Origin of the sequence: Spongiibacter marinus (assembly GCF_016906995.1) — a bacterium.
In the GTDB taxonomy this organism is placed as follows: Bacteria; Pseudomonadota; Gammaproteobacteria; order Pseudomonadales; family Spongiibacteraceae; genus Spongiibacter; species Spongiibacter marinus.
The window spans coordinates 320,907-340,016 of the sequence record NZ_JAFBBD010000002.1; the positions used below are offsets into that span (position 1 = coordinate 320,907).

The following is a 19,110-nucleotide window of genomic DNA, read 5'->3' on the forward strand; positions in this document are numbered from 1 at the left end:
AGGGTGTATGGATACCTTAGTAAAGGACGGCCAGAGTTTGCTGCAGCGCTACGAAGCACTGCAGCAACAAGGGAAAACACTTCGTGCGCGCAATGCCGCTGAATCGCTGGGAGTGTCAGAGGCGGAGTTGGTCGCCAGTCGTATTGGCCTTGGCGTCACACGTTTACGCAATGATGCGAAGGCGATACTGAAAGAGGTAAAAACACTGGGCGAGGTAATGGCCCTGACCCGTAATGAACACTGTGTGCATGAACGCAAAGGCTGCTACCAAAAAATCGGTTTCAACGGCAGCATGGGCCTTGCTGTAAACGAAGAGATTGACCTGCGACTATTCATGCACCATTGGTCGAGTATTTTCGCGGTCGAGGAATCTGGCCGTCACAGTCTGCAGTTTTTTGATCGTTCGGGAACCGCGGCCCACAAAATCTATTTGACCGACGCTTCGGACGCCGCCGCGTATCGAGCCCTGGTCAGCAAATTTTCTGACTGCCCTCAGGTTGAAGAGCTGGCGTTGGAGGCCTACCCCGAGCCGTCGCCGCCTCTCGCTGACAGTGACATTGATATTCAGGGACTCGAGAGCGCGTGGCGGGCGCTGAAAGACACCCACGATTTTCACGCCTTACTCGCGACCTACAAGGTGCAGCGTGAGCAGGCCTTGCGCTTGGTCAGCGACGATCTTGCGAAGCCGCTCAGCACAGAATCTCCCTGTCGTCTGCTTGAAGCGGCGCGCGATAGCCAATGTGAAATTATGGTGTTTGTAGGCAACCGCGCCTGCATTCAGATTCACAGTGGCCCGGTTACTAATCTGCGCGCGACACCGGGGTGGTTTAACGTATTGGATCCACGTTTCAATCTTCACCTTAAGGAAGATGCGGTCGCCGCGTGCTGGCTTACTCGCAAGCCCACCGTCGATGGTGTGGTCTCCGCGTTGGAGGTCTATGGCGCGGGCGGTGAACTGATCGTCACATTCTTTGGGCGCCGCAAACCCGGTCAACCCGAATTGCCGCTGTGGCGCGAATTGTTGCAGACCTTGGCTGACTGATGATGGCAATGTTTTCCATTGATACTCTCGGCGTACTCGCGTGGCCGTTAATCTGCTGCGCCTTACTGTTGTTCGCTGTAGCGGGAGAGCGCCTGTGTTTTGCGGTGTGGGCAGTTTGGCATCGGCAACAAACCTATAGTGATGCCCTGAATTTGCTAGACAGTAACCGCGAGTGTGACAAAGCGTTGCGCGATGAAGTGCTGGCCCTGCATTTACAAATGCTCTCCACGCAGTGGTTGCGCGGTCAAAACGTATTGCGTGGCCTGGCCACGGTAAGCCCGCTGCTGGGAATGCTGGGCACCATCATCGGTGTGATGGCCGCGTTTCACCGCCTTAGTGAACACCGCGGCGCGGTGAATCCCGCACTGCTTGCCGATGGCCTGTGGCAGGCGCTAACAACGACCGCTGTGGGTTTGTCCATCGCACTGCTTGCCGCCGTGCTGGCAGCATTGCAAAACAGTGTTTGCCGAGTGGTACTGCAGAACTGGGCCGCAAAACTCAATCAGCGATCGCTGGATATGGCTGGAGCCAAAGTGGCAGCGCCGACGCTGCGCGTGGAGCTTGCATGATCAAACTGCCTGACTCTGCAGAGCCCGCAGCGATGGAGCTGATGCCGTTGATGGATATTCTCTTCATTCTGCTGTTGTTTTTCTTACTTACTGCCGGCGCTGCAGTGGCGCCAATGCCCGTAGCACTGGTGGAGGCCGAGGGCAGCGAGTCGTCGCCGATGCCCGATAGCCCGCTGCAGTTAAGCGTGGATGCGACAGGCGTTTATGTATTGGACGAGCGCCGCTATTCCACCACCGCAGAGCTGATGCCCAAACTTCTGGCGCGTTATCAGGCGAGTGCGGATGCCACCTTGCTCATCGCCGGCGACCAGCAGGCGCCATTACAGGCCTTGGTCAGTCTGCTCGATGCCCTGCAAAAAGCGCAGGTCGAGCGCGTTCAATTATTGCACCAAAGGGAAATGTTTAATGAGAATAAATAAGCGCGCCGTGGCACTGGCCTTTGGCGCGGCATTGCTCTCCAGTCTGGGTAACGCGAGTGAGCGCCTGGTCACCTTGGGCGGAGATGTAACAGAAATTGTATTTGCGCTCGGCGCCGGTGATCGCGTGGTGGCAGTAGATAGCTCCAGCGTTTACCCGCCGAAGGTGCGTCAGCTACCCCAGCTGGGTTACCTTCGCGCCCTGTCCGCCGAGGGCGTATTGTCGGTGTCGGCAGATCGTATCATCGCGAATGCCGACATTGGCCCGCCTGCAGTAAAGCAGCAGATCCAGGCCGCTGGTCAGCAACTGGAGCTAGTGGAGGCAACGCCGACACCTGAGCAGTTGTATGACAAGATTCGCCGGCTAGCATCGTTGCTGGGAGCCGTGGCCGCCGGCGAGGATATTATTGCAACGCTCAAAGCGGATTTCGCCGCGCTTGCCGAGCGGCGTCAGCGGTTATCGCATCGCCCTGGGGTGCTGTTTGTGATGAATCACGGTGGTGGCGCACCGATGATAGCGGGGCGTAATACCGCTGCCGACAGCATGATTCAACTGATGGGCGGGCGGAATGTTGCCGACGCGATACGCGCATACAAACCCATGACGGCAGAGGCGTTAGTGAGTGCAGCGCCAGACTGGATTGTGGTGACTGACCAGGGACTGGAGCAGTTTGGTGGTGTCGACGGCTTGTTGCGCCAGCCCGGGATGGCGTTAACACCGGCCGCTGAGTCGCGGCGCATTCTCAGCATGGATGCATTGCTATTGCTGGGTTTTGGTCCGCGTACGGCTGACGCCGCCACCACTCTGTTCAATGCACTACACGGCGAACCCGAAAATGATGCCCAGCGCGATTACTGAAACGCGTCATCCAAATGCGGCGTATCGCGTGCTGGGCTTATTAATGGCCTGCTTATTGGCTGCGTTGATGCTGGCTGCCTTCGTCGGTGCGGCCAGTGTCGAGTGGCAGCACTGGCAGTGGCGGGCGTGGCAGAATCCAGAGGCCGCCATACTCTGGCATATCCGGCTACCGCGCTTGTGTTTGGCGGCCATCGTTGGGGCAGGACTCGGCGCATCGGGCGCGGCGATGCAGGGCTTGTTTCGCAACCCGCTTGCTGACCCCGGCCTGCTGGGCATTGCCAACGGTGCGGCGCTCGCCGTGGCCATCAGTTTAATTGCCATTCCGTCCAGCTGGGGTTTGCTGGGACTGTACAGCATAAGCATCGCCGCATTTAGCGGCGGTTTGATTTGCTGCATCGTTATATTTCTTTTTGCTCGTCGCAGCGGCGGCGGTGTTGCGGCGCTGCTGCTGGCGGGGTTGGCGATAAACGCCCTTTGTGGTGCAGCTATTGGGTTTCTCACGTATTTGAGCGATGACCAGCAATTGCGCAGCCTCAGCTTCTGGACAATGGGTAGCCTGGGCGGCGCGCTGTGGACGCAAATTGCCGTGTGTTGCAGTGTATTGATCCCCGCCTTGTTGCTGCTAACACGAAGTGCTCGGCAATTGGATGTCTTGCAGTTGGGTGATCGCAGCGCCGAATACCTCGGTATTGACCCCCGCCAGTTACAGCGTCGCACCGTTATACTGGCGGCATTAATTGTTGGCAGTTGTGTGGCAGTGAGCGGCGTTATCGGTTTTGTTGGTCTATTGGTGCCACACCTGCTTCGTATGCTTATCGGCCCTCAACATCGATGGCTATTGCCGGGCAGTGCCCTGCTAGGTGCATTGTTGCTATTGGCTGCCGACACGCTGGCGAGGACGGTGGTTGCGCCTGCGGAGCTGCCTGTGGGCGTTATTACCAGCCTGCTTGGCGCACCGTATTTCCTGTATTTGCTGATTTCTCAGGGAAGGCGGCTATGAGTTTGCTGGCAGAGAGACTGGGGTGGGCGCAAAAAGGCAAACATATCCTAAACGATGTCAGCGGCGAGTTAGCGCCGGGAACATTGCTGGCCATTGTTGGCCCCAACGGCGCGGGTAAATCGTCGTTGCTGCATTTGTTAGCCGGTGGTGAACGGCCGGATACCGGAACAGTGAGTTTAGATGGGCAATTACTATCCACCTATAGTGCAGCGTCTTTAGCGCGGCGCAGGGCAGTGTTGACCCAGGAGCAAAGCTTGCTCTTTCCGTTCACGGTCAGGGATGTTGTGGCAATGGGGAGTTTACTCGCTGCCAACGACGAGGATATCGAACACTGCCTGCAATACTTTTCGGCCGCTGAGCTTATTAATCGCCAGTATTTGTCCCTGTCTGGCGGCGAGCGTCAGCGGGTTCAGATAGCGCGGGTGCTGTTGCAGTTGCTGCCATCATTAAAGGCAGGTGACCCCGCTTATCTGTTTCTCGATGAGCCGCTCAATGCCTTGGATTTGAATCACCAATTTGCGCTGATGGCCTTACTTGAGTCGCTGCGAGATCGCGGCTTTGCTATTGCCTGTGTGATTCATGACTTGGTGCTGGCGCACCGTTTTGCCGATCAGGTTTGGGTATTAAGCAATGGCCGGCTCGTCGCCCAGGGCGGTGCTGCGGCGGTGATTAACGAGCGCTTGCTCGACGAGGTGTTTATGTTGCCCGCGCAGCCCCGCAAAGTGATGGCATCACTGCTGGACTGCGCGGCGAGGTAGGCACTCGTCCTCGCTCAGCCGATGAGCTGCTGACTGGCCAAGTACTCCTCGTAGCTACCCTGGAAGTCGTTGAGCTTCTGGTCTTTGATTTCAACAACACGGGTGGCCAGCGACGATACGAATTCGCGGTCGTGGCTGGCAAAGATTAGTGTGCCTTCAAAGTATTCCAGCGCCAGGTTCAGGGCTTCAATCGACTCCATATCCAAGTGGTTAGTCGGCTCGTCCATAATCAGAACATTGCAGTCCATCATCATCAGCTTGCCAAATAGCAGGCGGTTCTTCTCACCGCCTGAACAGACCTTAACCTGCTTTTTGAAGTCGTCGGAAGAGAACAGTAAGCGCCCAAGCGTTGCGCGCACAATCTGGTCGTCGTGACTGGGCTTTTGCCACTGCGCCATCCAGTCGAACAGATTGAGGTCGTTGTCAAAGTCATTGCTGCTGTCCTGAGGGCAGTAGCCCAGGCTGGCATTTTCGGCCCACTTAATATTGCCTTCGTTGGCTGCTAACTCCTTCATTAAGCAGCGCAAAAAAGTCGTTTTACCGGCGCCGTTCTCACCGATGACTGCCAGGCGAGTGCCCGCTTCAATAATCATGGTGGCGTCGCTAAATAGCTTGTCATCGAAGCCGTGGCCAACGCTCTCAAGCGTCAGCGCTTGGCGGTGCAGCTTCTTCTCCTGCTTGAAGCGGATATAGGGCGAGACCCTGCTGGAGGCTTTGATTTCATCCAGTTGGATTTTTTCAATTTGCTTAGCGCGGGAGGTCGCCTGCTTAGCCTTGGAGGCATTGGCGGAGAAGCGGCTTACAAATTGCTGAAGTTCGGCAATTTGTGCAGACTTCTTCGCATTCTGGGCCTGTAAGCGCTCGCGCGCCGCGGTCGCCGCCATCATAAAGTCGTCGTAGTTACCGGGGTAGACGCGCAGCTCGCCATAGTCGATATCCGCCATGTGCGTGCAAACGGCATTGAGAAAATGCCGGTCGTGGGAAATGATCACCATCGTGCTCTTGCGCTCATTCAGTAGCTCTTCCAGCCAGCGAATGGTGTTGATATCGAGGTTGTTGGTGGGCTCGTCCAGCAGCAGAATATCGGGGTCGGAGAACAGGGCTTGCGCTAGCAATACCCGCAATTTCCAGCCGGGGGCGACTTCACTCATTGGGCCGAAGTGCAGGCTTTGGTCGATGCCCGCGCCCAGCAAAATTTCACCGGCGCGGCTCTCGGCGCTGTAGCCATCCATTTCCATGAAACGGGTTTCCAGCTCGGCGACTTTCATTCCGTCTTCTTCTGACATTTCGCTCTGCGAATAAATGCGGTCGCGCTCTTGTTTCACTTCCCAAAGCTCGGTGTGACCCATGATCACGGTATCGATCACTGAATACTGCTCGAAGGCGAACTGGTCTTGGTGCAGCTTGCCGATGCGCTCGTTCGGATCTAACGACACATTGCCAGAGGTGGGCTTGAGGCTGCCGTCGAGGATTTTCATAAACGTGGATTTGCCGCTGCCATTCGCGCCAATAAGCCCGTAGCGGTTGCCGTTGCCAAACTTCACTGAGATGTTTTCAAACAGCGGCTTGGCACCAAATTGCATGGTGATGTTTGCAGTAGAGATCAACAGAGTATCCTGAGCCTGCGCGTGGCAGTGCGTAAATCGATGAGCAGAGAGGCGCGCACTATAAGCCTTTCAGCGCGCGAGGTCGAACGCCCAGGGCGATTTGGCGCATTATTTCCGCAGCGTTTAGCCCTTAAGGGGTTGCGCCAGAATCCACAGGCCGAAGCCGGTAAATACAATCATCAGTGCCAGCATCGGGAATTGACTGAGTGTGGCCTGGCGGCGGCTATTGAAGCAGCGCAGAGCTTCGACATGAGCCAACCAAACGCTGGCCACGTGACCGATCAGTATCAGCCAAACCTGGCTATCCCAGACCACGCCCATATCGGGAATGATAGGCAGGCGGCCAGTAATGGCATTGCCAAAAATGTTCCAGCCCCAGCCAAAGGGATCGGAGATCAGCCCGCGAATTTTCACCCCCTGATTCAGCAGCAAGGTGTAGTAGTGGGTGATGTGATAGACCAGTGCGATGGGTAGCAGGCTATAGCTGAACCGGGCGGTAAGCTCAGTGAGTGGGAGGTCGCTGCGGCTGAGCATCTTGCCCAGCCATAAAAAGCCGAGAAACAATCCCAAATACAGCAGTGGCGACAGCAGCAACCAAAACACTTCGTACGCGATGAACCAGGGCCGCAAATAGGGGTAGGCGTAGATTGGGTGCTCGCCGAGCAGCGGGGTGAGAATATTCCAAGGGTCTTTCCAGAATAGGTTGAACCACAGCTGCGTTTCTTTTAATCCGTCGAAGGCGGTGGACGACAGCATAAACAGAATGAAGATCAGCAAACTCGGGTGCGTGGCGCGCTGGCCGATTAAGCCGGCAAACGGCCACTGCAGCACCCAACGCTGCTCAGCATTTTTTTGCAGCGGTGCCATATGGCCGATCACACGAAATAGCACTGAGAACAGGTCGGCGTAGTAAAACCACTGGCGACTCCCGACCAGCCAGCTACCCAGCAGGGTTAAGGCCGTGTACGCGAGCAGAATGACTGACAGTGAAAACGGCCGTGTATCGCCGAACAGCTCGATAATGATAAACACCATGTACTGGGCCAGTGCCGGCCAGTAGGCGAGGCGCTTTGGGTAGGCGATGTAGCCGCTGCCAAAAACGGGCCAGCGTTTTGACAGCACTTCTACAGACACCTTCCAGGGGTTTACGGCGTCGTACCAGCCACCCACCAGCGCGCTCAAATAGCAGCCGCCCAGGGCAAACACGATCCAGAAGTAGGTCATGTTGATATTGCGATAGCTGTCCTGATTACCGATGAGGCCGGCAACAATGGCCAACACGATGCTGGCAAACATAGCGGTCTGAAACAGCCGCTGCAGCCACGGCATCTTGAGCTGGCCAAGCAGCAGGTGTCGCGGTTGCTGAGCGTTGGGGGTTTCTCTCAGGAAAAACGCCAGCACAACAAAGGAAAGTGCCAGCGCTGCCATTGCCCCGTAGATGTACATCCAGTAGGGCATGGGTAACTGGTAGGGCTGGGCGAAGGAGTGGGCGTGCACGGCGGTGCTGCCCACACTGACGGCGAAAGCCGTTGCGAGTCGAATTTTCACTGCCGAGGGTACACTTCCAAGGTGCCAAACTGCAGGTCGTTACCATGTAGCTCAAGCATAAAACGACCGGTGCTATCGGCGGTGAACTCCAGTGTGGTCAGTTCGCCGGCTGGCAGCACCAGGTGTTTTTCGTAGCCGTGTACGTGCATCGCATCGTCGCTGTCGCTGACGACGTTCAAACGTAACGTGTCGCCGGCATAAGCGGTGAGCGTTGCCGGGCCTTGGTACTGTTGGCCACTGAACACCAGTGAATACTGTCGCAACTGTGGTTCGCTCGGTGCTGAGGTGGTGGGTTTCAGCCCCCACCACAGCGCCACCAGCACCACCGCACTACTGAGAACTAATGCAACTGTGCGCATGGTGGCAGCCTACTGCGCATTGCGCGGATTGTATGAGCGCTCCCAGGTTTGTAGATAGGCCTCCGCCGAGTTGAACAGGGCATCGATAGCTTCTTGACCGCCCTCGAGTCGGACCTCTTCAACGTAGTCGGCAACAAGGCCGTAATGGGCCATGCCCACTTCATCGATATGCCAGTACTTACCGCTTTCGGGAATGGTCAGCATTTGCACGGTGACGGGCTCGGCGCCTTGGAACTGTGGCCCCCAGTCGTCACCCTGGAACAGTACAAAGGGATATTGCACTGGTTCGGAGTCGCCACCGCGTGGTCCGGCGTGGCCGCCAAAGCCGTTGCCGTCAGCGCCATAACCCAGTGCCATCAGGGAGTCGCTAACACCGGCTTTTTCGCGCCAGAATTTCAGCTTTTCCATAAACTCTTTGTGCTTAACACCATTGCCCTTGTAGGGGTAGATTACGCCGCCATTTTTAAGGATGCGCGCGGCCTGATCACTGGTCAGGCCGCCGTGGGCGTCGTGTGACGATACCATCGGGTAGGCGGGCGTTCGCTGTTCCGCAAGGTCGAGCATAATATCCTTGCTGTGGTAGGCGGCGTGGTCGATATCCATCACCATGCCGCGATCCATCATTGCGTTGAGCGCATAGTTACCCAGCTCGGTTACTGTGCGGGCGTTGCAGCGAAGCCCCTCGGGGTAGATTGGTAATGCGCCGCCGGTGATGTCGAGTACCATGCTGGATAGCGGGTCATTGCCGCTGCCAGGCAGCGCAGTTGCAATGGCGAGGCCGGGATCGCGCACGGTGGGTTCTTCGCTGGGGTAGTCGCGGCACTCAGAGGTTTTCCAGAAAGAGCCGGTATCCAACAAATTGAGGAAGTTCATAATGTCGCTGAACAGGCCGGTGCCGCCCAGCGCTGTGTCGATATCGTGGTAGGCGTAGAGATGGCGCACGCCAAGATCCCACAGCTCCTGTAGCTTGGCGTCGATCTGTGCTTCATCACACTTGGGAATTTCGATATTGCCCGCGATCATGGTCATGCCGCAGTCGAAGACCTGTGCGGCCTCCATTCCCAGTACCACTGCTAACTTACCCTCGTTAATCACCTCGCGTGCCTGCTGGGGGCTTGTAACTATGCGGTACCACCCTTTACCAGGGCCGCCGTGCTGGGCGTCGACGTAGTCCTGAATTTCATACATGTATTTGATTTGTTTGATGGCGATGCTCATATCGTTGCAGTCGGCATCGGGCGTCAGTGAATAAATAGAGCCCACGGTGCACAAACCAGCAATATTGGTGCCGTGGTTGACCATCAAACGCAATCCGGCCAGCCAGGCGCGCTCCACCCAGCGGTAATACAGCACGGTATGAGACAGGGACTTGTTGCGCGGCCAGTCGACAAAGGTCGGCCAGCCCTGCGTTTCATGGTTGGGCGATGCGCCGGTTTCCAGGATGAGGTCGGGACCGCGAATACCGTTGGGGCCGTGGAGTTCTTCGCAGTCTTCGAGTGCGTGAGTAACGCCAAAGCGATGGAAGGCCTCCCCGTAGAGTACGCCGCCAGCAGAGGGACCAACGTCACCGGCGTAGGACAGCTCGCTGCTCATGCCCATGTGATTGTGGATGTCGGCAAAGCCGATAGCGGGTTGGTCAATACCGCGACCTTTGAAGGTTTCGCCAGCCACCGAGGTGGGCATTTCCGGGTAGCCACTGCAACCTGCTGTGGGGGCAAACAGGAATTGGCTGGCTGCGCCGCCGGCGTCGCCTGTGCTTAGCGCGCCATCGGCAGCAACGCTCAGTGTTTGTCCGCTGTGGCTTTGCAGGCTAAAGGTTTTGGCGCTGGCATCGCGCTCAATGGTCCAGATGGCGTCGTCGCTGGGCTCCGTCGCGGCGGTGATATTGCCGCCGCTGGCAGTAATAAAGCGCTCGTCGCTGGTATAGAGCAAGTATTTGCCGAGAGTTGCCGGCCTCATATAGAAGCGTTCGGCGCTGGTTTTCGCGCTGTCCATGCGCAAGGTGCTGTCGCTGAGAGCAGCGTATTGCTTGGTCGCATTGGATTGCAGAGAGTAGCAGCCGTTGGCCATGGCAAAGCGGGTTTCGGGAATACCGCGTTGGCTGGTGTTGTTATTGTTGTTACTCGATGATGAGCTTGAGCCGCCGCATGCGGCGAGCAGCACGGCGGCGAGAAGCGTGATAGAGAGCTTGGCGTTCATACGTATTACCCGGGTTGTTATGGTTTTGCCTTCCTGGCGCACTGCGATCGCAGTGGACAAATTCTAAGCAATAAGAACTCGTCGACACCCTAGTGTGCAATAGTATGTTGTCACTGTCATCTATCTAACAGTAATTTAAAGTTTGCGGTTTAATTTTGTCGCTGTGCGGCGATTTTCATTTCTGTGGCAAGGGGCTCACCCAGGTAGCGGTCGATGGCGTAGTGCGCCGCATAAATTACCGGGGTGAGCGCAATGGCCATGGTAAATTTGTACAGGTAGTTCACGACACCGATGGCGAGCACCAGCGATAGTCCCCAATCGGCGCCGAGATAAAAGGCAACAAACAATACAACAAAGCTGTCGATAAACTGGCTCACGAGTGTGGAGCCCGTCGCGCGCAACCAGATCAAGCGCTCGCCGGTACTGGCTTTGATGCGGTGAAATACCGCGACGTCGATAATTTGGCCGATAAGAAATGCCACCAAAGAGCCGATAATGATCCACAGCCCTTGGCCGAAAACCAGCCGGTAGGCGTAGTCATAATCGGAGACCTTGCTGGCAATTGCCTGCTGCTCCGCGCTGGGTAGTGCAGGGCTGATATGAGACTGGGGCCAAAAGTCGGCAGGGGTGAGCTCAATGCCCACGTAGAACATTGCAAAGGCGTATAGAATCAGGCCGACGGTGAGGTAGGAGAGCAGCTTCACGCCGCGTTGCCCGTAGTATTCGTTGATCAGGTCGGTGAGCACAAACACAAAGGGCCACAGCAGCACCCCGGCGGTTAAGTTGAAGGAGAGGTTGTCGACGCCGAACAGGCTCAGCGACAGTGGTTCAATCCCCAGGCTGTGCTCCAGCGAGAAAATTTTAACGCCAATAAACTCAGCAATTAATGCATTGGCGACAAAAAAGCCCGCCATTAAGATGAAGAGTTTGATAGCTTTGTTATTAACAATATTGTCGATCATTCGTGGCCTGCTGCTTGGGGGCAAATGCGCTCGGCAGGACTGCCAAACAGGAAATAACATGACAGGAAGCGTTTCTGAGAACAAGTCGCCACTGCTGCTGATAAGCGGTGCCTCCCAGGGTATAGGCGCAGCAATTGCCCGGGAGTTTAGCCGCCAGAAGCCCGCTATGCGGTTGGCATTAGTGGCGCGCAATGCCGATAAACTGGAACAGGTTGCCGCGCAGTGTAGCGGTTCCGCACGGGTTGAAATCTACCCCTGTGACGTGAGCGATGCGGCGGCTGTGCAGCGTCTTGGCCAGCAGCTACAGCGCGATATGGGCGCCGTCGATGTGCTGATAAATAATGCGGGCAGCTGGCACGGAGAGCCGGTAGCGGACATGGCCGTAGAGGACTTTGACCGGATTATCGCCAGTAATTTACGCAGTGTCTTTTTGATGTGTCGCCAATTTTTGCCGGCCATGCTGGAGCGAGAAAGCGGTGATATTTTTAATATGGCCTCTACCGCTGGGCTGGAAGGCTATGCAGGCGTGTCCGCTTACTGTGCAGCCAAACATGGCGTACTGGGTTTTGCCAAGGCCTTGCGTGAAGAGATGCGCGGTAAAAATATTCGTGTATGCAGCGTTTCGCCGGGACCAACATGGTCGCCGTCGTGGGAAAATAGCGGTATCGCCGAGCAGGCCCTGATGCCAGCTGAAGATGTTGCGCGCGCGTTCTGGCACCTCTACGCGATGGATCGCAATGTCGTTACCGAGGACATTGTGCTGCGACCGCAGCAGGGGCACATCAGCAGCTAAGCGACTCGTCCATTTGGGTTTTGCTGGCGGCAGGCGGAGCAGCGTAAGATCACATTAATAACAATAATGTGACAAAAGGTTTTGCGTATGCGCGCTCAGTTGTCGGTGCTTGCTGCACTGCTGTTCGGCCTAACCGCTTGCGGTGGGCAGTCCTCCTCATCATCAAATACCGTTTCGTCAGCGTTAGACACAGCCCTGACTCGTGGTGCTGTACCCAGTGGCGCGCCCGCGGCGGCGTTTGGGGACATACCCCAGCTCCACTCACCGGCAAGCTGGCCCTTTGAAGAGGGCGCGCCGCGAACGTCCGGCACGGGCCGCTATGCCCACGGCGCCTATTACTGGACCGACTTTATTTACGACGCCAATGGCGCCAAGGGCCCCAATGTGCCGTTCTATCGCATTGGTACGCCCACCGGCGGTAGCCTGCATTACCCTGAGACAAATATGGCGGGTAACGGCGCCGATTTATTCGTTGTGGCGTTGGGCCGAAAAAATGGCGAATTATTTTTCCGGGTAGATTGGCAGACGCTAATAGACCACAGCGTGCCGGTGGCGGCCTTTGCCATCGACAACCAGGAAGGGGGTAGCGACGAGTGGCCGGGTATTGCAGGCCTGCGCAGCCCCGGGGTCGATGCTCTACTTATGTTATCGGCGAATGGGGCCTTTATTGATTATAAAGATGGCAGTGGCCCGCAGTTTGTGGCGCCGGTCACTGTGGATATGGCGTCGCGATCGTTTATTGCGGCGCTGCCGCAGAGCAGCTTGGCGACGGGTCAGCCGTGGACGCTGTACGTTGCCTCGGGCATCAACAATGGCGAAGGTGGCTTCCTTAACGATAACGCGGGCTTTCGCAGCCTACCTCATCAGCCGCCGGTATTTAACCTGGCTTTTCGCGACTACGACGATGAGCCGGCGTTATTTAATTTCTGGTTTGATGAAAGTCAGTCGACGGCGCTGAACACGGGCGATGTTTCCGCCTTTTCCCAGCAAATTGACTGGGCGCGAATGGGCGAGACGGAGCCCGAGCCGCTGCGCTATGGCTACAGTAATCGCTGGTATCTGTCCTCGGTAGCGGGTACCGAGCTCGGGGATGGCAACTTCGCGGCGGGTGTTGATCGCAGCGAGGCGGGGGTGGTTGCCGACCCCGGTTACTACGATGCTGTTCAGCCCTACGGGATTTATATTCCCAGCAGTTACTCGCCATCTTCTGAGTCGCCGAGCCTGTTTACCTGGTTGCTGCACAGCTTTACGCAGAACCACAACCAATACAGTGCCAGCGTCCCGAACTACTTGTTATCGGCCTGCGAAAATCTTCGCCAGTCGGTGTGTGTCACGCCGCTGGGCCGCGGTTCAGCCGGTTACTATGAGACCGCCGCAGAGCTGGATTTCTGGGAGGTGTGGCGCGATGTGGCGGCGCATTTCAATATCGACAGCGAAGCCGTGTTTACCACCGGCTACTCGATGGGTGCGATTGGCTCGATCAATCTCATGGTGAAATACCCTGAGGTGTTTTTTGGCGGGGTGATCCTTGCCGGCTCCCATGCCAACGCTAATCTGTTGCCGTGCTCGCTGGATAATAACGGCTGCGTCGAGCCCAAGGGGCCGGAGTTGATGGAGAACCTGAAATGGAACGGGTACTACCAGGCCCACGGCACCTTTGACCAACTTGTGCCCTTTCCGGATGCGCGCGCCACGGCAGACGGCATGCGCGACTTCGGCTATCGCTATGTCTTCGACCACTACTTAGTGGAGGACCATATTGTCTGGACCCTGAAAGATGCCGGCTACTCTGCCTTTGAAAAAGCCGCACAGTGGATGGTGGACTGGCAGGCATCAGAGGGTCAGCGTCGCGCTGCTCCCGGTGAGCTGGTTTATCGCTGGGAGCCAGATAAGGTGAATGCCGATTGGGGCATCGGGCCTACTGGGGCGTGGTGGTTGGAAGAACTTGAGGCCGTTGCAGGCGCCGAGTTTGCCGAAATTCGCGCCCAGTCCGGCGCCTTACCCGAGCCCAGTATTTCTTTGGAGCCCAGCGTAGGCGAGTTGATTTTTCCCGATGCGACGACCTTGAGCCCAGCCGTGCGCGACAGTCAGTTGTGGCAGCGAGGGAGTGCAGAGGCGGCGACCGGAGAGCTGCGGGCCAGCCTAGTTCAGGTGGCAGCGCTAACGATCAATTTGCGCGAGGCCGGTATTGCTGAGCGCGACAATAAACGTCTTGTGCTCAGTAGCGATAGTCCCTACCAGCTTCGCCTCACCGGTCTGGATGATGGCCAGAGCGTTGAGGTTGAGGGCAGTCGCTGGCAGGTGCGTAACGGCGAGCTTGTATTGAGTATGCCAGCGGGCGACAGCCAGGTGGTGTTCCCATGAAGTGTGGCTTCCCGGTTAATGGGCTAGTAATTCTCGCCGCTGTGAGCGCCCTGTTAGTCGCTTGCGGGGGCAGTTCTTCACCCTCTGAAACAACAACGCCAGACCCAATAAGCCAACATTGCGGCGAGCTTAGTGAACGACCGTGGTGTGACGCCTCGCTATCAGCCGCGCAGCGCGCGGAATTGTTGGTGTCTGCAATGAGCCTGGAGCAAAAAATCGATTACCTCGCGGGCGACGATCCCCAGGCCTCGGCCAGTGGCGACCCCTATGTCGGCATCGTTAATGGTATCGATGCCTTGGGCATCCCGCCGCTGAGAATGAGCGACGGCCCGGTTGGCGTGCGCGGAAGTCCGGCCACGGCGATGCCGATACCACTGGCCTTGGCGGCAAGTTTTAACCCGGCGCTGGCGCATGAAACCGGTGCAGCGATCGCCAATGAAGTGCGTAACAAGGGTAATGATCTCGTGCATGCGCCGGTGGCCGATTTAGTGCGCAACCCGCTGGCGGGGCGCAGTTTCGAAACCTTTGGCGAGGACCCCCTGCTGGCAACACGAATGGTTGTCGAGTGGGTGAAAGGTAGCCAAGCCCAGGGCGTGATGGCCAATATCAAACACTATTTGATGAACACCCAAGAAGGCATCGTTAGTGTGCCGCCCGTCGCTGCGGTGGTGGGTGGCCGCTCGGTAGTGAATGCGGTGGTGGATGAGCGCAGTATGCGCGAGTTGTATATGCCGCCCTACGAAGCCGCGGTGAAGGAAGCGAATGTTGCTTCGGTAATGTGCGCCTATAACTACGTGAACGGTGCTCCAGCGTGTTCTTCAGAGTACTTGTTGAAAAGCGTATTACGCGATGAATGGGGTTTTGACGGCTTTTTAGTCACCGATTACTTCTTTGCCCAGAAAGATACGGTGCAAACTGCAAATGCCTCGCCCATGATCGAAATGCCCTACGGCGTATTTTTCTCCCAGCCTTTGTTGCAGGCGGCTGTGCAGTCTGGCGCGGTGCCTGAGCAGGTTCTGAACGACAATCTTACCCAGATATTTCGGCGCTTGTTCAGCGTCGGTTTTTTTGACCGCCCCCGTTATCAGCGCAACGACGACAATATCGACCAGGCTGCCCATGCGGTATTGGCGCAAGATGTTGCCGAGCAAGGGGCGGTGCTGCTGCGCAACGAAGGGGTGTTGCCGTTGAACGACGATGTTCGCCGCATCGCGGTGATCGGCGCGTCGGCGCAAACGCGCCCGAGCGGCGGTGGTTCCTCTTTCGTGACGCCATTTCGTTTTAAAACGCCACTCGAGGCGTTAACGGAGCGGGCGGGCGACGACGTAGCGGTCTCTTACTATGACGGTAGTGATATCGCTGCCGCAGTAGCGGGCGCCGCCGAGGCAGATGTCGCATTGGTGTTTGCCAGCAATTTGGCAACCGAGGGCAGCGACCGTTTTTGTTTGGCACTCGACTGCACACTCGCCGATGCGCCTGACTCCCTATTGCTAAACAACCTCCAAGGGGGAGCCCCCACCTTATTGGATCAGCTGATAGATCCGGTATTTGCCAGTTCGCCAATACGCGAGGTACTTGATCAACTGTTTGCGCCGCTGCTGTTAGGCGCGCCGTTGCTGCCGGTGTCTCACGACAACCAGGATGCATTAATCACTGCGGTGGCGGCAGCAAATAGCGACTCTGTGGTGGTGTTACAAAATTCGGGGGCGGTGCTCACGCCGTGGCGCGAGCAGGTTAACGCGCTATTGCAGGTCTGGTACCCAGGGCAGGAGGGCGGTAGTGCCATTGCCCGGCTGCTGTTTGGCGATACCGACCCGGGCGGCCGCCTGCCGCTGAGCTTTCCGGAGGAGGAGCTGGACAACCCTGTTGCCGGAGACCCTTGGCGCTACCCGGGCCTTGCCAATCAAGCGGAGCATAGTGAAGGCGTTTTTATCGGCTATCGTTGGTTTGATCAGCAATCGCGAGAGCCCGCCTACCCCTTCGGCTACGGCTTGTCTTATAGCGAGTATTCGTTGACGGACTTGCGAGTTATCCGCGACGAGGGTGGGGTCGTGGTAACGGCGCGGGCGAGCAATATCGGCGACCGCGCCGGTTGGGTGGTGCCGCAGCTATATGTTGGCCTGCCAAGCCCGGCTGCTGGTATTGAGCAGCCGCCGTGGGCGCTAAAAGACTTCTCCAAGCATTGGTTGGCACCGGGCGAGTCAGCAAGCCTGCGCTATCAGCTTAGCTCACGGGATTTGAGCTATTGGGATGACAGCGCCAAAGACTGGGCCATGGCGGCCGGTGACTACCAATTCGCGCTGGGCTGGTCCTCTCGCGACCGTGTTATGCAACAGCAGCTATCGCTGGGTGGCCTGTGAGTGCAGTTTACGGCGCTTGCTGCTAGAGTGTATTCACTGAATACATTGTGCGCGATGGCGCGCAGATAATAATAAGCGTGTGCAAGAGAGGCCTGTTATGCCGCGATCCGGTACGTTTTATCGAACCTGTAACCTCTGTGAAGCCATGTGCGGTGTGGCGATAACGCTGGAAGAGGAGCAGATTATCGCGATAAAAGGGGATGAAAACGACCCTTTTAGTCGCGGCCATATCTGCCCCAAAGCGCTGGCTCTAAAAGACCTGTATGAAGATCCCGATCGCCTGCGCAAGCCGATGGAAAAGCGCGATGGCCAGTGGCATGAGCTGGAGTGGGAGGAGGCGCTGGATAAAGTTGCCGAGCGTATGCGCAGTCTTCAGCAGGAGCATGGGAAGGATGCACTTGGGGTCTATTTGGGCAACCCAAATGTGCATAATCTGGGTGGAACCCTGCTCAACGGCGGCTTTTTGCGCGCGCTGAAAACGCGCAATAAATTTTCGGCGACGTCGGTAGACCAACTGCCCCACCATATGGTCGCCTGGAAACTGTTCGGGCATCAATTGCGCATCCCTGTTCCCGACATCGATCGCAGTGATTATTTTGTCATTATGGGCGGTAACCCGCTGGCGTCGAACGGCAGCATTATGAGTGTGGCGGACGTGCGCGGACGGCTAAAGCAGGTAAGGCAGCGCGGCAAAGTGGTGGTGATTGACCCGCGGCGAAGCCAAACGGCAGAGCTGGCTAATGAGCATCACTTTATACGCCCCGGTAGCGATGTACTGCTGCTCTTGGCGATGTTGAATCACTTGTTTGCCTCAGCGCAGGTGACGTCCGGCCACTATCGCAGTTTGCTCGATAGCGACCCAGTGGCGCTCAAACCGCATTTTGATGCCTACACTCCCGAGCGGGTGGCGGAACATATTGGCATCAGTGCCGCTGATATTCGCAGACTGGTGGACGAGTTTTGTGCGGCCGAGGCGCCGGTGTTGTATGGGCGCATGGGCGTGTCGGTGCAGGAGTTTGGCGCGCTGTGTCAGTACTTGATTATGCTGTTCAACGTGCTTACCGGTACGCTCGATAGCCCCGGCGGCTTGATGTTCACCACGCCCGCAGCCGACATTTTGCCCCAGACCGGGCGCGGAAACATGGGGCGCTTTCACAGCCGGGTTCGCCAGCTACCAGAATTTAATGGCGAGCTGCCGGTCTCCACGCTGGCAGAGGAAATTACCACCCCCGGTGAAGGCCAGATTAAAGGCATGGTGCTGATCGCGGGAAACCCGGTACTGTCTACGCCCAATGGCGACCAGTTAGATAAGGCCTTTGCCAGCTTGGACTTACTGGTGTCGGTAGACTTCTATCTGAATGAAAGTAGCCGCCATGCCGATTTTATTTTGCCGCCGGTCAGCCCGCTTGAGCGCGAGCATTTCGATGTGATTTTCAATCTGTTGGCGGTGCGCAACAATGTTCGCTACGCGCCAGCATTATTCCCTCCCGGTGCTGAAGCCCGCCACGATTGGCAAATTTTGTTGGGCCTGCGGGACCGTCTGGCACCGCCTCGCTCGATGAAGGAACGGCTGAGCCGCCGCGTTGAACAACGCCTCGGGCCAAGCGGCCTGTTGGCCTTCCTATTGCGCCGGGGCCCCTACGGCGCAGGTTTGCATCCCTTTAAGGGACTGACGCTGTCTAAACTGAAATCCGCGCCACACGGTATTGATCTGGGGCCGCTGCAGCAGCAGTTGCCGAAGGGGCTTTATCATAAAGATAAGCGTATTCACTTGAGCGCGGCGTTTTTCCTGGCTGACCTGCCCCGTGTTGAGCAACGCTTCTTCGAGCAACAGCGCGCGGCAGCATTCTTACTTATCGGCCGCCGGGATGTGCGCAGCAATAATTCTTGGTTGCATAACAGCCAGCGCTTAGTGAAAGGGAAGTCGCGCTGCACGGTATTGGTTCACCCCGATGATGCCCGGCGCTTGAATATTGCCGACGATGACACCGTGCGAGTCAGTTCGCGGGTTGGCAGTGTTGAGTTACCGGCATCAGTCAGCGACGAGGTGATGCCCGGTGTGGTGAGCATTCCACACGGTTGGGGCCATCACCGCAGTGGCACGGCCTGGCGCCGCGCAGAGGCCAATGCCGGGGTGAGTGTTAACGACCTTACTGACGAGCAGTTTATTGACAGCCTGTCGGGAAATGCGGCGCTGAACGGTGTGCCGGTGAACGTAGAAGCGGTTGCATAGGCGATGGCACGGGATTTGCCACGCAGGGTTTGCCAATAATA

General features: G+C 57.2%; 15 protein-coding genes. 10 read left to right on the forward strand and 5 right to left on the reverse strand.

Features of this window, described 5'->3' with window-relative positions; translation table 11 throughout:
- Positions 1-7: 7 nt before the first annotated feature.
- From HNR64_RS03995 to HNR64_RS04020, 6 genes are read left to right on the forward strand one after another with little or no spacing between them, the layout of a single operon-like run.
- Positions 8-1,042, forward strand: coding sequence for a hemin-degrading factor (locus HNR64_RS03995; RefSeq protein WP_204995254.1), 1,035 nt, complete (start codon positions 8-10; stop codon positions 1,040-1,042).
- On the forward strand, positions 1,042-1,611 hold the full coding sequence (locus tag HNR64_RS04000) for a MotA/TolQ/ExbB proton channel family protein (RefSeq protein WP_204995255.1): 570 nt from the start codon (positions 1,042-1,044) through the stop codon (positions 1,609-1,611). The genes HNR64_RS03995 and HNR64_RS04000 overlap by 1 nt, the downstream gene beginning before the upstream one ends.
- The gene (locus HNR64_RS04005) at positions 1,608-2,030 is read left to right on the forward strand and encodes an ExbD/TolR family protein (RefSeq protein WP_204995256.1); all 423 of its coding nucleotides are present in this window, start codon (positions 1,608-1,610) and stop codon (positions 2,028-2,030) included. The genes HNR64_RS04000 and HNR64_RS04005 overlap by 4 nt, the downstream gene beginning before the upstream one ends.
- Positions 2,017-2,886 (forward strand): heme/hemin ABC transporter substrate-binding protein, encoded by an 870-nt coding sequence (locus tag HNR64_RS04010; RefSeq protein WP_204995257.1) that lies wholly within the window; start codon positions 2,017-2,019, stop codon positions 2,884-2,886. The genes HNR64_RS04005 and HNR64_RS04010 overlap by 14 nt, the downstream gene beginning before the upstream one ends.
- A complete protein-coding gene (locus HNR64_RS04015; RefSeq protein ID WP_239547568.1) occupies positions 2,864-3,886 on the forward strand; it encodes a FecCD family ABC transporter permease in 1,023 nt (340 codons plus the stop codon). Before HNR64_RS04010 ends, HNR64_RS04015 begins: the two co-directional genes overlap by 23 nt.
- Positions 3,883-4,644, forward strand: a complete 762-nt coding sequence (locus HNR64_RS04020; RefSeq protein ID WP_204995258.1) for an ATP-binding cassette domain-containing protein — start codon at positions 3,883-3,885, stop codon at positions 4,642-4,644. The genes HNR64_RS04015 and HNR64_RS04020 overlap by 4 nt, the downstream gene beginning before the upstream one ends.
- A 14-nt stretch (positions 4,645-4,658) precedes the next feature.
- Here HNR64_RS04020 and HNR64_RS04025 read toward each other — a convergent pair whose 3' ends face one another.
- The 5 genes from HNR64_RS04025 to HNR64_RS04045 form a co-directional block, all read right to left on the reverse strand.
- On the reverse strand, positions 4,659-6,251 hold the full coding sequence (locus HNR64_RS04025) for an ABC-F family ATPase (RefSeq protein WP_204995259.1): 1,593 nt from the start codon (positions 6,249-6,251) through the stop codon (positions 4,659-4,661).
- Between the two features lie 123 nt (positions 6,252-6,374).
- The gene (locus tag HNR64_RS04030; RefSeq protein ID WP_204995260.1) at positions 6,375-7,799 is read right to left on the reverse strand and encodes a hypothetical protein; all 1,425 of its coding nucleotides are present in this window, start codon (positions 7,797-7,799) and stop codon (positions 6,375-6,377) included.
- Positions 7,796-8,158, reverse strand: coding sequence for a cupredoxin domain-containing protein (locus HNR64_RS04035; protein WP_204995261.1), 363 nt, complete (start codon positions 8,156-8,158; stop codon positions 7,796-7,798). Before HNR64_RS04035 ends, HNR64_RS04030 begins: the two co-directional genes overlap by 4 nt.
- A 9-nt stretch (positions 8,159-8,167) precedes the next feature.
- Positions 8,168-10,357 (reverse strand): peptidase M19, encoded by a 2,190-nt coding sequence (locus HNR64_RS04040; RefSeq protein ID WP_204995262.1) that lies wholly within the window; start codon positions 10,355-10,357, stop codon positions 8,168-8,170.
- A 149-nt stretch (positions 10,358-10,506) separates the two neighbouring features.
- Complete coding sequence (locus HNR64_RS04045; protein WP_204995263.1) at positions 10,507-11,319, reverse strand: queuosine precursor transporter; 813 nt, start codon at positions 11,317-11,319, stop codon at positions 10,507-10,509.
- A 58-nt stretch (positions 11,320-11,377) separates the two neighbouring features.
- Here HNR64_RS04045 and HNR64_RS04050 point away from each other — a divergent pair, with 58 nt between their 5' ends.
- From HNR64_RS04050 to HNR64_RS04065, 4 genes are all read left to right on the forward strand, one after another.
- The gene (locus tag HNR64_RS04050) at positions 11,378-12,112 is read left to right on the forward strand and encodes an SDR family oxidoreductase (protein ID WP_204995264.1); all 735 of its coding nucleotides are present in this window, start codon (positions 11,378-11,380) and stop codon (positions 12,110-12,112) included.
- 87 nt (positions 12,113-12,199) lie between these two features.
- Complete coding sequence (locus tag HNR64_RS04055) at positions 12,200-14,476, forward strand: hypothetical protein (RefSeq protein ID WP_204995265.1); 2,277 nt, start codon at positions 12,200-12,202, stop codon at positions 14,474-14,476.
- Positions 14,473-16,836 (forward strand): beta-glucosidase, encoded by a 2,364-nt coding sequence (locus tag HNR64_RS04060; protein WP_204995266.1) that lies wholly within the window; start codon positions 14,473-14,475, stop codon positions 16,834-16,836. Before HNR64_RS04055 ends, HNR64_RS04060 begins: the two co-directional genes overlap by 4 nt.
- Before the next feature lie 97 nt (positions 16,837-16,933).
- On the forward strand, positions 16,934-19,069 hold the full coding sequence (locus HNR64_RS04065) for a molybdopterin oxidoreductase family protein (protein ID WP_204995267.1): 2,136 nt from the start codon (positions 16,934-16,936) through the stop codon (positions 19,067-19,069).
- The last annotated feature ends 41 nt before the right edge of the window (positions 19,070-19,110 follow it).

What these genes read in the sequence shown, in the direction of transcription:
- HNR64_RS04000 (WP_204995255.1), top strand. Translation starts at nt 1,042, where the DNA reads ATGATGGCAATGTTTTCCATTGATACTCTCGGCGTACTCGCGTGGCCG.
- HNR64_RS04050 (WP_204995264.1), top strand. Translation starts at nt 11,378, where the DNA reads ATGACAGGAAGCGTTTCTGAGAACAAGTCGCCACTGCTGCTGATAAGC.
- HNR64_RS04015 (WP_239547568.1), top strand. Translation starts at nt 2,864, where the DNA reads ATGATGCCCAGCGCGATTACTGAAACGCGTCATCCAAATGCGGCGTAT.
- HNR64_RS04040 (WP_204995262.1), bottom strand. Translation starts at nt 10,357, where the DNA reads ATGAACGCCAAGCTCTCTATCACGCTTCTCGCCGCCGTGCTGCTCGCC.
- HNR64_RS04010 (WP_204995257.1), top strand. Translation starts at nt 2,017, where the DNA reads ATGAGAATAAATAAGCGCGCCGTGGCACTGGCCTTTGGCGCGGCATTG.
- HNR64_RS04055 (WP_204995265.1), top strand. Translation starts at nt 12,200, where the DNA reads ATGCGCGCTCAGTTGTCGGTGCTTGCTGCACTGCTGTTCGGCCTAACC.
- HNR64_RS04060 (WP_204995266.1), top strand. Translation starts at nt 14,473, where the DNA reads ATGAAGTGTGGCTTCCCGGTTAATGGGCTAGTAATTCTCGCCGCTGTG.
- HNR64_RS04045 (WP_204995263.1), bottom strand. Translation starts at nt 11,319, where the DNA reads ATGATCGACAATATTGTTAATAACAAAGCTATCAAACTCTTCATCTTA.
- HNR64_RS04065 (WP_204995267.1), top strand. Translation starts at nt 16,934, where the DNA reads ATGCCGCGATCCGGTACGTTTTATCGAACCTGTAACCTCTGTGAAGCC.
- HNR64_RS04020 (WP_204995258.1), top strand. Translation starts at nt 3,883, where the DNA reads ATGAGTTTGCTGGCAGAGAGACTGGGGTGGGCGCAAAAAGGCAAACAT.
- HNR64_RS04005 (WP_204995256.1), top strand. Translation starts at nt 1,608, where the DNA reads ATGATCAAACTGCCTGACTCTGCAGAGCCCGCAGCGATGGAGCTGATG.
- HNR64_RS03995 (WP_204995254.1), top strand. Translation starts at nt 8, where the DNA reads ATGGATACCTTAGTAAAGGACGGCCAGAGTTTGCTGCAGCGCTACGAA.
- HNR64_RS04035 (WP_204995261.1), bottom strand. Translation starts at nt 8,158, where the DNA reads ATGCGCACAGTTGCATTAGTTCTCAGTAGTGCGGTGGTGCTGGTGGCG.